Source organism: Paenibacillus sp. FSL P2-0121 (genome assembly GCF_037975345.1).
Taxonomy (GTDB): domain Bacteria; phylum Bacillota; class Bacilli; order Paenibacillales; family Paenibacillaceae; genus Paenibacillus_AQ; species Paenibacillus_AQ odorifer.
On record NZ_CP150245.1, the window covers coordinates 1 to 13,606 of the forward strand.

9 protein-coding genes and 1 rRNA gene are annotated in these 13,606 nt (G+C 44.5%); 9 read left to right on the forward strand and 1 reads right to left on the reverse strand.

Annotation, left to right across the window (positions count from 1 at the left end):
* The 6 genes from dnaA to gyrB all read left to right on the forward strand — a co-directional run bounded on the left by dnaA (position 1) and on the right by gyrB (position 6,329).
* Positions 1-1,347: a chromosomal replication initiator protein DnaA gene (gene dnaA, locus MKY54_RS00005; protein ID WP_036677741.1), complete on the forward strand. Its 1,347-nt coding sequence runs from the start codon at positions 1-3 to the stop codon at positions 1,345-1,347.
* 197 nt (positions 1,348-1,544) lie between these two features.
* Positions 1,545-2,687, forward strand: a complete 1,143-nt coding sequence (gene dnaN / locus MKY54_RS00010) for a DNA polymerase III subunit beta (protein ID WP_036677739.1) — start codon at positions 1,545-1,547, stop codon at positions 2,685-2,687.
* A gap of 48 nt (positions 2,688-2,735) precedes the next feature.
* Positions 2,736-2,963, forward strand: coding sequence for a S4 domain-containing protein YaaA (gene yaaA / locus MKY54_RS00015; protein WP_036677736.1), 228 nt, complete (start codon positions 2,736-2,738; stop codon positions 2,961-2,963).
* Positions 2,964-2,986: 23 nt separating this feature from the next.
* Positions 2,987-4,105 (forward strand): DNA replication/repair protein RecF, encoded by a 1,119-nt coding sequence (gene recF, locus MKY54_RS00020; RefSeq protein ID WP_036677733.1) that lies wholly within the window; start codon positions 2,987-2,989, stop codon positions 4,103-4,105.
* Between the two features lie 17 nt (positions 4,106-4,122).
* On the forward strand, positions 4,123-4,371 hold the full coding sequence (locus MKY54_RS00025) for an extracellular matrix/biofilm biosynthesis regulator RemA family protein (RefSeq protein ID WP_036677731.1): 249 nt from the start codon (positions 4,123-4,125) through the stop codon (positions 4,369-4,371).
* 47 nt (positions 4,372-4,418) lie between these two features.
* Entirely contained in the window at positions 4,419-6,329 is a 1,911-nt protein-coding gene (gyrB, locus tag MKY54_RS00030) for a DNA topoisomerase (ATP-hydrolyzing) subunit B (RefSeq protein WP_036677726.1), read from the forward strand.
* A gap of 80 nt (positions 6,330-6,409) precedes the next feature.
* Here gyrB and MKY54_RS00035 read toward each other — a convergent pair whose 3' ends face one another.
* Positions 6,410-7,285, reverse strand: coding sequence for a YheC/YheD family protein (locus tag MKY54_RS00035; protein ID WP_076282221.1), 876 nt, complete (start codon positions 7,283-7,285; stop codon positions 6,410-6,412).
* Positions 7,286-7,641: 356 nt separating this feature from the next.
* Here MKY54_RS00035 and gyrA point away from each other — a divergent pair, with 356 nt between their 5' ends.
* The 3 genes from gyrA (at position 7,642) to MKY54_RS00050 (ending at position 13,494) form a co-directional block, all read left to right on the forward strand.
* The gene (gene gyrA / locus MKY54_RS00040; RefSeq protein WP_076191454.1) at positions 7,642-10,206 is read left to right on the forward strand and encodes a DNA gyrase subunit A; all 2,565 of its coding nucleotides are present in this window, start codon (positions 7,642-7,644) and stop codon (positions 10,204-10,206) included.
* A gap of 256 nt (positions 10,207-10,462) precedes the next feature.
* Positions 10,463-11,560, forward strand: a complete 1,098-nt coding sequence (locus MKY54_RS00045; RefSeq protein ID WP_076124333.1) for an HD-GYP domain-containing protein — start codon at positions 10,463-10,465, stop codon at positions 11,558-11,560.
* Positions 11,561-11,936: 376 nt separating this feature from the next.
* Positions 11,937-13,494: ribosomal RNA gene (locus tag MKY54_RS00050) — 16S ribosomal RNA — on the forward strand.
* Positions 13,495-13,606 lie beyond the last annotated feature (112 nt).

Below are 13,606 nucleotides of genomic sequence, written 5' to 3' on the forward strand. Positions count from 1 at the left end.
GTGGACAGCCATACTTCCGAATTATGGCAGCAAATTTTATCGATTATTCAAACCAAATTAAGCAAGCCGAGCTTTGATACCTGGTTTAAGGCTACTAAAGCGATAACCTTCAACTCCCAGGTTCTCATTATCTCGGCACCTACAACGTTTGCAGTAGAATGGCTGGAAAGTCGTTACACCAAACTGGTAGGAGCAACCGTCTACGAAGTCACAGGGAAACAAGTGGATGTAAAATTCGTGATTGAAGAAAGCAAGCCGCCTGAGCTTGTGGTTCAACAATCCGCTCCGACTCCCGTAGTATCAAGAGAAGAAGCACAAACGCATCTGCTCAATCCAAAGTACACTTTTGACACCTTTGTAATCGGCTCTGGGAACCGCTTTGCGCATGCAGCCTCACTGGCAGTAGCCGAAGCACCAGCCAAAGCATACAATCCCTTGTTTTTATACGGTGGTGTAGGTCTGGGCAAAACCCATTTGATGCACGCAATTGGGCACTATGTCCTGGAACATAACCCAAATAACAAGGTAATTTACATCTCGTCTGAGAAATTCACGAATGAATTTATCAATTCGATCCGTGATAACCGCGGTGAAAGCTTCCGTAACAAGTATCGTAATGTTGACATTTTGCTTATCGACGACATTCAATTCCTCGCTGGAAAAGAGTCTACACAGGAGGAGTTTTTCCATACTTTCAATGCGCTCCACGAAGAACGCAAGCAAATTATCATCTCCAGCGACCGACCACCAAAGGAAATTCCCACACTGGAAGAACGGCTGCGTTCCCGGTTCGAATGGGGCTTGATTACGGATATTCAACCACCAGATCTGGAGACCCGGATTGCGATTTTACGCAAAAAGGCTAAGGCAGAGAACCTTGATATCCCTAATGAGGCCATGATGTATATTGCCAACCAGATTGACACCAATATTCGTGAGCTTGAGGGTGCATTAATCCGGGTAGTTGCTTATTCTTCGCTTACCAACCAGGATGTAACCACTCATTTGGCAGCTGAAGCGCTCAAGGATATTATTCCTTCCAGTCGTCCAAAGATGATCACCATCGCTGATATTCAGCAAAAAGTCGGAGAATACTACAATTTGCGCCTTGAAGACTTCAAAGCACGCAAAAGAACCAAAGCCGTAGCGTTTCCACGTCAAATCGCAATGTATCTATCCCGTGAACTAACGGATTATTCGCTGCCTAAGATTGGTGAGGCTTTCGGAGGACGTGACCATACGACCGTAATTCATGCGCACGATAAAATTACACAGGCATTAAAGGTCGATCAGGAGTTGTACAAAGTGGTAAATAATCTTGCGGAGAAAATTAAAAATCCTTCCTAAGAGGAACAAAGAGCCTATACACAATCTATACACATGTGGGTAGGCTTAATTTTATGCTGTTTGGTGGGGTTATCCACATATTCGTCGCCCCTACTACTAATACTATTAAATAACTATAATAATTCATCATGTAAAGACGCGTAATAAACAGACTCAAATCCATCGAAATTCCCAATTTTTCAGCTAGGAGTGAAATCATGAAAATAAGCATTCTTAAAAATGAGCTCAACGAATCCATTCAACACGTATCCAAAGCTATATCCAGCAGAACAACAATCCCTATTTTGACCGGTATTAAACTGGAAGTTAGCCATCAAGGCGTCACATTAACTGCAAGTGATACCGATATTTCTATTCAATCGTTTATTCCAGCAGAGAATGACAGCCACACCATCGTGAAGATAGATCAGCCAGGAAGTGTTGTCCTTCCCGCTAAATTTTTCGTCGAGATTATTAAGAAGCTGCCCTCCAAAGAAATCCACATGGAAGTAAAAGAAGGATTCCAAACGTACATTTCTTCCGGATCCACTGAGATTCAGATGGTAGGTTTAGACCCTGAAGAATTCCCAGTGTTACCGAGCATTGAAGAGAATGACACGATCTCTCTACCAGGTGATTTGCTGAAAAATATGATTAAACAAACAGCCTTTTCTATTTCTACCCAAGAGACAACTCCGATATTAACGGGTATACTATGGAATCTGAGCGACAATGAGTTTAAGTTTACAGCGACTGACCGTCACCGCTTGGCAACAAGAGCTGCTAAACTTGAAGGCACGGAAAATGTCAATTTCGGAAATATTGTTATTGCCGGTAAAACCCTTAATGAGCTCAGCAAAATTATCCCTGACCAAAATATGCTGGTTGATATTGTCGTTGCGGATAATCAAGTTCTCTTCAAAATCGACAAAGTACTGTTTTATTCACGGATCCTAGATGGGATTTATCCTGATACTTCTAGAATTATTCCAACAACCTACAAAACAGAACTAACTTTAGATACAAAAAAATTAAGCGAATCGATTGATCGTGCTTATTTGCTGTCCCGGGAAGAAAAAACAAATATTGTTCGTATGCAGACGCTTGATCAAGGCGGTATTGAAATTTCTTCAAGCTCATCAGAGCTGGGTAAGGTTCGCGAGGAACTTGAAGTCATTGATTTCAAAGGTGAACCTCTCAAAATATCTTTCAACTCGAAATATATGCTTGATGTATTAAAGGTCATAGAGAGTGAGCAGCTCGTTATTGCATTTACAGGGATGATGAGTCCGATCATTTTGAAACCACTTGACCAAACCAATAGCTTGTATATCATTTTGCCTTACCGTACAACAAATTAATGCCAACATTCATGAACATGTGGATAAGTGGCTGAAAGGATAAAAACCATGAAAAAAATACTTATCCACAGTGGATACATTAAGCTGGACCAATTTCTGAAACTCGCAGATTGTGTATCCACAGGTGGAATGGCCAAAGCTTTATTGCAGGAAGGTCACGTATTGGTCAACGGAGAGGTAGAGGAACGGCGCGGCAGAAAACTTTATCCGGGTGACAAAATCGAAGTGCAGGATAACGGTACCTTTGAGGTTGAAGGCGGAGGAGTAAAAGAGTAGTACGCTAGGGGAGGAACCATTTCGTGTTTGTTAAAAATATCGGTCTGCAGCATTATCGGAATTACGGGCTGCTGCGTCTGGAGAGCCTGGGCGATGTGAATCTGATTCTGGGTCAGAACGCCCAAGGCAAAACAAACCTCATGGAGGCATTGTTCGTCCTGGCGATGACCAAAAGCCACCGTACCTCTAAGGACCGCGAACTTATCTCCTTCGATGCCCCCGGAGATGCAGCTCAGATCGTTGCCGAGGTGGAACGCAAGTATGGCGATCTCAAGCTGGAGCTCACCCTATCTGCCAAAGGTAAAAAAGCCAAGATCAATGGTTTGGAGCAGCGGCGCCTTAGTGAGTTTGTTGGATCTCTGAATGTGGTCATGTTTGCACCGGAAGATTTAGAGATTGTAAAAGGGACCCCTGGTATCAGACGGCGTTTTCTTGATATGGAGATCGGCCAAGTCCAGCCTAGTTATCTATTTCACCTACAGCAGTATCAAAAAATTCTCTTGCAAAGAGGTAATCTCTTAAAGCAATTATGGGGAAAAGAGGCTGCAGGGAAAGAGCTTCTGGAAATCTGGGATGCTCAACTTGTAGAGCATGGTGTTAAAATCGTCAAAAAAAGGAAACAATTCATAAAGAAGCTGCAAATATGGGCTGAAAGCATTCACCGGGGGATTACTAACGGCGGAGAAGAACTGAAATTGCTCTATGTCCCCTCTTTCGGCGATCGGGATGAGGAAGATGAAGCTGTCTTATTAGACAATTTTATGTTAAAGTTATCACAAACGAGAGAACAAGAAATCAGGCGCGGCATGACGCTGACGGGTCCCCATCGGGATGACCTGTCCTTTTTTATCAACGGAAGGGAAGCTCAGGTCTACGGTTCTCAAGGACAGCAGCGTACCACGGCTTTATCGCTTAAGCTGGCGGAAATCGAGCTGATCCATGAGGAAATCGGAGAATATCCTGTGCTGCTTCTTGATGATGTTTTATCCGAGCTTGATCCTTACCGCCAGACCCAGCTTATTGAAACCTTTCAAAGCAAGGTACAGACATTCATTACCGCTACCGGAATTGAGGGTCTGAATGCCGATAAATTAAAGGGCGCCAGCCTATTTCATGTTCATGATGGAAAAGTTGAGTTATAAAAGAGCGGAGGACGATCATGTATATTCATTTGGGCGGGGAGAAGATCATTAGGTCTTCGGAGTTAATTGCTATATTTGATATTTCGATTGAGAAATCTTCCAAGGTATCTAAGCAATTCGTTATTCACTCTGAGCAGGATAAGAAGCTTGAGCGGATTGGCGAAGAGGAAGCAAAATCTATTGTCGTAACTAAAAATATCGTGTATTACTCCCCCATTTCCTCCTCCACTCTTAAAAAAAGAGCCAAAATTTTGCTCGAAATATAACTTGCATTGGGTAACAAAGAGATAATCAGAAAGAAGTAGGTGAAGGCATGTCAATGAATCAACCGACATATGATGAGAGCCAGATTCAGGTACTGGAAGGGCTGGAAGCGGTTCGGAAACGTCCGGGCATGTATATTGGTTCGACTAGTTCTAAAGGTCTCCATCACTTGGTATGGGAGGTCGTCGATAATAGTATCGATGAGGCACTCGCAGGTTATTGTGACCGGATTCAAGTGATTATACATGAGGATAACGCGATCACTGTTATCGATAATGGACGTGGCATACCTGTAGGTGAGAATGTAAAGCTTAAGAAGTCGACGCTTGAAGTCGTAATGACCGTGCTGCATGCAGGTGGTAAATTCGGCGGTGGCGGATATAAAGTTTCCGGTGGTTTGCATGGCGTGGGTATCTCTGTAGTGAATGCCTTGTCTGAAAAGGTCCTTGTTAAGGTCAAACGTGACGGCCATATCTACCAACAGGAATATAGACGTGGTGCACCGCAGTATGACATCAAAATCGTTGGCGATTCAGATGAGACAGGAACGACTACAACCTTTCATCCGGATCCTGAAATATTTACGGAAACCACAGTTTTTGAATATTCGACACTGCTTACTCGTATTCGGGAGCTGGCTTTTCTTAACAAAGGAATCGAGCTTTCACTTCATGATGAGCGGACGGATGTCACCAACGTGTTCAAATACGAGGGTGGTATCGTTGAATATGTGAAATATTTGAATGAGAAAAAAGAAGCACTACATGAGGATCCGATCTACGTGGAAGGCTCACGCGATATGATCCAAGTTGAAGTGGCTCTCCAATATAACGATTCGTATACTGAGAACATCTACTCTTTTGCGAATAATATTAATACGCATGAGGGCGGAACGCATGAATCCGGCTTTAAAAGTGCGCTGACCCGTATCATCAACGATTATGCTCGTAAAGCGGGAGTACTGAAGGATAGCAATTCGAATCTGACTGGTGATGACGTGCGTGAAGGATTGACAGCCATTATTTCTGTCAAAATTCCAGATCCACAATTCGAAGGTCAAACGAAAACTAAGCTCGGAAATAGTGAAGTGCGGGGTATCGTAGAATCACTGTTCGGAGAGAAATTACAAGAGTTCCTGGAAGAAAACCCAGCAGTGTCACGTCGCGTTCTTGAGAAATCACTTTCCGCTTCACGCGCGCGAGAAGCTGCTCGTAAGGCACGTGAGTTAACCCGTCGGAAGAGTGCGCTTGAAGTCAGTGCTCTGCCTGGTAAACTCGCCGACTGTTCATCCAAGGATGCCTCGATCAGCGAACTATACATCGTCGAAGGTGACTCAGCGGGTGGATCGGCTAAGCAAGGCCGGGATCGCCATTTCCAAGCGATTCTACCGTTGCGTGGTAAGATCCTAAACGTTGAAAAAGCTCGCCTTGACCGTATTTTATCTAACGCTGAGATCCGCGCCATCATTACGGCTTTGGGCACAGGGATCAGCGATGACTTTGACTTATCGAAGGCTCGCTACCATAAAGTCGTTATTATGACCGATGCCGACGTCGATGGAGCCCATATTAGAACGCTATTATTAACGTTCTTCTATCGTTACATGCGGAAGCTAGTAGACGCGGGTTATATCTATATTGCACAGCCTCCTCTCTTTAAGATTGAGCGCAATAAGGTTATCCGCTACGCAGGCAGCGAGAAGGAACGCGATGATATTATCGCTTCTTTTGGAGAAAATGCTAAGGTTAACGTCCAACGTTACAAAGGTTTGGGAGAGATGAATGCAACCCAACTTTGGGACACAACGATGGACCCTGAGACCCGTATGATGCTCCAGGTTACGATTGAAGATGCAATGCTGGCAGATAGTATTTTTGATACACTTATGGGTGACAATGTTGAACCAAGACGTGACTTTATCCATGAGCATGCCAAGAACGTTAGATACCTTGATGTGTAAGAACAATATTTAATACAACCTCCGGCTTCTATTCCTAACGGAATGAGAACGCTGGAGGTTCTTTGATTTCAAGCTTTTTTTTAGGCTCTTGTGGATTGTTTATTGCGGGTCGAATAAGGGGATTTTCTTGCTTTTACACGTCCATAGGCTACGGCATAGCGATGTATTTTACGATAGATTGATTTATCAGGAAATAATTTGAATACAGCAATGGACGGAAGAGTGTTGACTTCCAGAAGCCACATATCCAGATGTTGATCCATGGCAATATCCAGACCAATCTCTTTGATTCCTGGATAGGCAGATTGAAGCTGTGTCGCGATTTGTATACCCAAAGCTTTTAAGTGATTGATCGTAACTAGGACTTCAGAGGGCGGCATATAATTTTTTAGTAGAGTACTTACGGAAAGGATACTGCCTCCACTGTGATAATTGGTGACGATTTTTTGAGGGGCAGCTACTCTTCCAAGCATTCCTGTTGTTTCCCATACTCCTGATGGAGTCTTTTGGGTAAGAACCCGAAGATCAAAAGGGCGGTCTTGATGACGCAGAAGGTCAATCCCTTTTTGAATCAAATAGGTTCGATTCTGAATTCGTTTCTGTAAGTTCTCATACAGCTCTTCTGGTGAGAAAAACACTTCCGCAGTCTTCCCATATCTTAAAATATACAAGATCTGTTCTTCAGGCTCTTCTTTATTAACGTTATCGAGGTCGGTACCGTGTTCAGCTTTCTGTTTGCTAGTGCTAAGAGTTACAGTACGCTGCTCAGCTCTCATTACACCGATACCATAACTTCCTCGATCTGGCTTAATATAGACCATTGTATATAACGCAAGCATCTCCTTAAGAGCATTGACATCGAATTTACGGGTATCAGGCACATATTGCAATAGAGAGTGATTTTGAAGGATGACTTTCGTTTTAGCCCATTTGCTTGGGACGCGTTGAATCTTCATTATCTTCCTCCTTATGAGTTTTGTGCAGGAATAGGTCCTTTGGGTTCCTTGTTGTAAAAAATGCAGTGGCAGCATAATCTTTGACAGCTGAAAATCAGGACAAGCTACCTAAACAATGGTATAATATAAGGATATGGGGTTATGCCTTATCGAACGATATTAGGATAATAAAACCGTGTTTCTTGTCTTTACAGTCTATGTAGTAAAGATATTTGCGGAAAGGGCAAATACCCTGATAAGCGCAAAAAGAAATCAATATTAGAAGATAAAAGGCTATCATGTTTAATTGTGCTACTTTTGTGAAAGTAATATAATTAAGGGTAGCGGTTTTTTAACTGAAGGAGGTCCAGCAACTCATGGCTGAACAAAATAACCCACAAGTCAAAGATCGGGACATTGGCGTGGAAATGCGTGAATCCTTTATGGATTACGCAATGAGCATCATTGTTAGCCGGGCTTTGCCAGATGTGCGGGACGGACTCAAGCCGGTTCACCGACGCATTTTGTTTGCGATGTCGGAGCTTGGAATGTCTGCGGATAAGCCTCATAAGAAATCTGCAAGAATCGTCGGTGAGGTTATCGGTAAGTACCACCCTCACGGTGACTCAGCTGTCTATGAAACAATGGTACGGATGGCTCAGGATTTCTCGATGCGCTATATGCTTGTAGACGGTCACGGGAACTTTGGTTCGATTGATGGTGATATGGCCGCGGCGATGCGGTACACAGAAGCCCGTCTCTCCAAGATTGCAGGCGAAATGCTTCGTGATTTGAACAAAGAGACAGTTGACTTCGCACCCAACTATGATGGTGAAGAGAATGAGCCGGTTGTATTGCCAGCCCGTTATCCGAATCTGCTCGTAAATGGGGTATCTGGTATTGCTGTAGGTATGGCTACTAATATTCCACCGCATAACCTTGGTGAAGTTATCGATGGTGTGCAGGCGATGATTAAGAATCCTGATATCACGCCAATGGAATTGATGGAGTTTATCCAAGGTCCGGATTTCCCTACGGCTGGATATATTTTGGGTCGTGAGGGCATTCGTCAGGCTTATCGTACGGGGCGTGGTTCAGTAACCATGCGTGCGAAGGCAACGATCGAAGAGAACAACGGCAAGGCTCGCATCATTGTGCATGAGCTTCCATACCAGGTTAACAAAGCAAGATTGGTTGAAAAAATCGCAGAATTAGTACGTGAGAAACGGATCGAAGGTATAACGGATCTTCGAGATGAGTCTGACCGTAACGGTATGCGTGTAGTTGTTGAGATGAGACGCGATGTTAATCCAAATGTAGTATTAAACAATCTATATAAACATACTTCTATGCAATCCACATTTGGGATCAACATGCTTGCCATCGTAAATAACGAGCCGAAAATTCTTAATCTGCGTGATGTACTTTATCATTATTTGCAGCACCAGATTGAAGTTATTCGTCGTCGTACTATATTTGATCTTAAAAAAGCTGAAGCACGCGCTCATATCTTAGAAGGTCTGCGCATTGCGCTTGATCATCTGGATGAAGTGATTGCGTTAATCCGTGCTTCACGGACAACTGATATAGCCCGCGAAGGATTAATGAGCACCTTTAGCCTCAGTTTAGAGCAGGCTCAGGCTATCCTCGATATGCGGATGCAACGTCTGACCGGTCTGGAACGGGAAAAGATCGAGAATGAATATAACGAATTGATCGTTAAAATTGCAGAGTACCGTGAAATTCTGGCTAACGAGCATCTTGTACTGGAAATCATCAGCAACGAGCTGCAGGATATCCGCGATAGATATTCTGATGAACGCCGGACAGAGATTACGGTTGGTGAAGAAAGTATCCTGGATGAAGACCTTATTCCACGTGAAGAGGTTGTTATCACTATTACACATACAGGATATATCAAACGTCTACCTGTCAGCACCTACCGCAGTCAGAAGCGCGGAGGTCGCGGAGTCATGGGGATGGACACCAAGGACCAGGATTTCGTGGAGCATCTCTTCGTGAGTAACTCTCATAACTATCTGATGTTCTTTACCGATAAGGGTAAAGTTTACCGGATTAAAGCTTATGAGATCCCAGAATTGGGCCGTACAGCCCGGGGGACGCCAATCATCAACCTGATTCAAATCGAACAAGGTGAGAAGATTAGTGCGGTAATCCAAGTGGAAGATGGCGATAGCGACAAATATTTATTCTTTGCTACCCGCGAGGGTATCGTGAAGAAGACGCCTCTTGGGGATTATAACAACATTCGTAAAGGCGGTCTTATTGCTATTAATCTTCGTGAAGAAGATTCCCTAATCGAGGTTAAGCTGACTGATGGACAGCAAAATCTCATTATCGGTACAGCTCGCGGAATGTCGATTACGTTCTCAGAGAATGATGTGCGTTCTATGGGACGTAGCGCGACTGGCGTTAAGGGCATTACGCTTGACGGTAATGACCATGTCATTGGTATGGACTGTGTCGATAAGGAGCTTGAGGTTCTGATTGTTACTACCAAGGGCTATGGTAAACGCACACCAGCCGGTGATTATCGTTCCCAGACTCGTGGCGGTAAAGGGATCAAGACCATTAACCTCACCGATAAGAATGGTCCTGTAGTGGGTCTTAAGGTCGTTAAGAAGGATGAAGACTTAATGATCATTACGACTAGCGGTACCCTGATTCGTACCAGCATGGATGGAATTTCTACTATGGGCCGTTATGCTCAAGGGGTTAAGCTGATTAACATCCGTGAGGATGACGCAGTAGCTACCCTGTGTAGAGCTGACAAGAACGAAGAGGATGAATCTGAGGAAGTGGAAGGTCTGGAAGGCTTGGAAGGGCAAGAAGGCCTGGATGGGCAAGATACAGTCGAGGAATCTGGCAATATTGATCAGCCTGAGATCCTGACTGAGGACGAAGACACTGACTTAGAATAGGTTGAATTCAAAAAAGAGCAAGGGCTTCTTTTACAGAAGTTCTTGCTCTTTTTGTTGCTATTTGAATGACCGATGCTTATAAAAATAAAATAAATATTTTGAAAGAATAGTTTTCACTGCACTAGTGTCTTCCATTTATCCGTACTATAATTAGCCAATAGAATCCTATAAAGTACTAATTTCTCAGAAATTATCTGTCTTATCAATGTGAGGTAATGCTGGGTGTACGGCTTATAGAAATTAAGGGGCTGAGTATATGCCAAATATATTGGTTGGAGAAGTTAAAGCAGGCTCAAAGATAATAAAGGATGTAATTACACCTTTAGGGGGGACTTTATTCACTAAGGGAAAAATATTGCTCCCTCGTGATCTAGATATTTTACAGGCTTTTTTGATTGGGCAAGTGGAAATCGAAGGTGACCAAGGTGAGGCGAGTTCGGATGGAGCCAAAACAACAGCTAAGCAAGCTTCCCCTAAAGCTGGAGCCATTATCAACGAATCGATGTTGGCCAAGACTAATTCTCCTCTACATGATGAATACGATAAAATGCTCACTCTTATTAAGAACAGCTATCGATCGGTAACGGCAGCTTCACTTCCTATTTTTGAGCTTCGCAGTCAGTTAGAGACATTAATAGGTTATTTGAAGGATTATCATGTCTTGAAGTTTACACCGCGCACTTTAAAATATGAGGATTACAACTATCACAATGCTGTGTTGTCCGCGTTGACCTCCTATAAAATCGCTCAGTGGTGTGGGTACCCACAAAAGGATTGGATGCAGATTGCTTTTGCAGGATTATTACATGATATCGGCAATGCAAAAGTAGACAGCTCACTTTTACAGAAACCGGAGTCACTTAACAATAGTGAAATAGAAGAGGTTCGCCGACACACTACATATGGTTATCAATTATTACGCAATGTTACAGCGATTAATGAAGGGGTAAGACTTGCCGCCTTGCAGCATCATGAGAAGATTGATGGCTCTGGTTATCCATTGAAGCTGGACGGCAGTCAGATTCATTTCTACGCTAAAGTAGTCGCAGTAGCAGATATATTCCATGCTATGACCTTAGAAAGAGCCTACAGAAGAGCACAGTCTCCTTATTTGGTACTAGAGCAGATTCTGACGGAAAGCTTCGGTAAACTTGACCCAGTGATTGTGCAGACGTTTATACAGAAGAGTACTGATCTCTTTAATGGCACTAGAATCAAATTAAGTGATGGCCGTCATGGGGAGATTATCTTCACAGATCGCGCAAACCCTACACGTCCGATGGTTAAGATAGAGGAAACAATAGTTAATTTGATGTTGGAACGTGAATTGTATATTCAAGAGATCATTGCTTAGGGCGGTACAAAGGAATAAGGCTGTGCTAGCCATTATATATTGCAGTATTGAGGCTTTTGGCAGCACAGTCTCTCATTTATCTAGTGTATTTCAAAAAAACTCTTGCAATGCAACTCCATACATGATATATTCTAAGTCCGGCCAAGAAGTACACATGCCGAGCTCGAAAAAGAAGTTAAAAAAAGAGCTTGACATTAAATAGCCGAACATGATATAGTATAAGAGTTGCTGCTGAGACATTAAACGGCGCCAACGAGAACTTGATCTTTGAAAACTGAACAACGAGTGAGTAGGAAATCACGCAAGTGAAATCCAAATTAGAGAATTAATTTTCTCGTCAGATGTTTCAAAATGAGCATATCGCTCTTTTCAATACTAATTGGAGAGTTTGATCCTGGCTCAGGACGAACGCTGGCGGCGTGCCTAATACATGCAAGTCGAGCGGAGTTGTTTTGAAAGCTTGCTTTCAAAACAACTTAGCGGCGGACGGGTGAGTAACACGTAGGCAACCTGCCCTTCAGACTGGGATAACTACCGGAAACGGTAGCTAATACCGGATAATTTCTTTTTTCTCCTGAGAGAAGAATGAAAGACGGAGCAATCTGTCACTGAGGGATGGGCCTGCGGCGCATTAGCTAGTTGGTGGGGTAACGGCCCACCAAGGCGACGATGCGTAGCCGACCTGAGAGGGTGAACGGCCACACTGGGACTGAGACACGGCCCAGACTCCTACGGGAGGCAGCAGTAGGGAATCTTCCGCAATGGGCGAAAGCCTGACGGAGCAACGCCGCGTGAGTGATGAAGGTTTTCGGATCGTAAAGCTCTGTTGCCAGGGAAGAACGTCCGGTAGAGTAACTGCTACCGGAGTGACGGTACCTGAGAAGAAAGCCCCGGCTAACTACGTGCCAGCAGCCGCGGTAATACGTAGGGGGCAAGCGTTGTCCGGAATTATTGGGCGTAAAGCGCGCGCAGGCGGCTATTTAAGTCTGGTGTTTAAACCTTGGGCTCAACCTGAGGTCGCACTGGAAACTGGGTGGCTTGAGTACAGAAGAGGAAAGTGGAATTCCACGTGTAGCGGTGAAATGCGTAGATATGTGGAGGAACACCAGTGGCGAAGGCGACTTTCTGGGCTGTAACTGACGCTGAGGCGCGAAAGCGTGGGGAGCAAACAGGATTAGATACCCTGGTAGTCCACGCCGTAAACGATGAGTGCTAGGTGTTAGGGGTTTCGATACCCTTGGTGCCGAAGTTAACACAGTAAGCACTCCGCCTGGGGAGTACGGTCGCAAGACTGAAACTCAAAGGAATTGACGGGGACCCGCACAAGCAGTGGAGTATGTGGTTTAATTCGAAGCAACGCGAAGAACCTTACCAGGTCTTGACATCCCTCTGAATCTGCTAGAGATAGCAGCGGCCTTCGGGACAGAGGAGACAGGTGGTGCATGGTTGTCGTCAGCTCGTGTCGTGAGATGTTGGGTTAAGTCCCGCAACGAGCGCAACCCTTAACTTTAGTTGCCAGCAGGTAATGCTGGGCACTCTAGAGTGACTGCCGGTGACAAACCGGAGGAAGGTGGGGATGACGTCAAATCATCATGCCCCTTATGACCTGGGCTACACACGTACTACAATGGCCGGTACAACGGGAAGCGAAGCCGCGAGGTGGAGCCAATCCCATCAAAGCCGGTCTCAGTTCGGATTGCAGGCTGCAACTCGCCTGCATGAAGTCGGAATTGCTAGTAATCGCGGATCAGCATGCCGCGGTGAATACGTTCCCGGGTCTTGTACACACCGCCCGTCACACCACGAGAGTTTACAACACCCGAAGTCGGTGGGGTAACCCGCAAGGGAGCCAGCCGCCGAAGGTGGGGTAGATGATTGGGGTGAAGTCGTAACAAGGTAGCCGTATCGGAAGGTGCGGCTGGATCACCTCCTTTCTATGGAGAATCGTTCTCTGCAATGAGAACATTCAAATCGGAAGCTAAGCTTCCAAAACTCAGGTTTAGGCCTGTTACTCACTCGTTGCTCAGTTTTGAGAGTTTAAGCTCT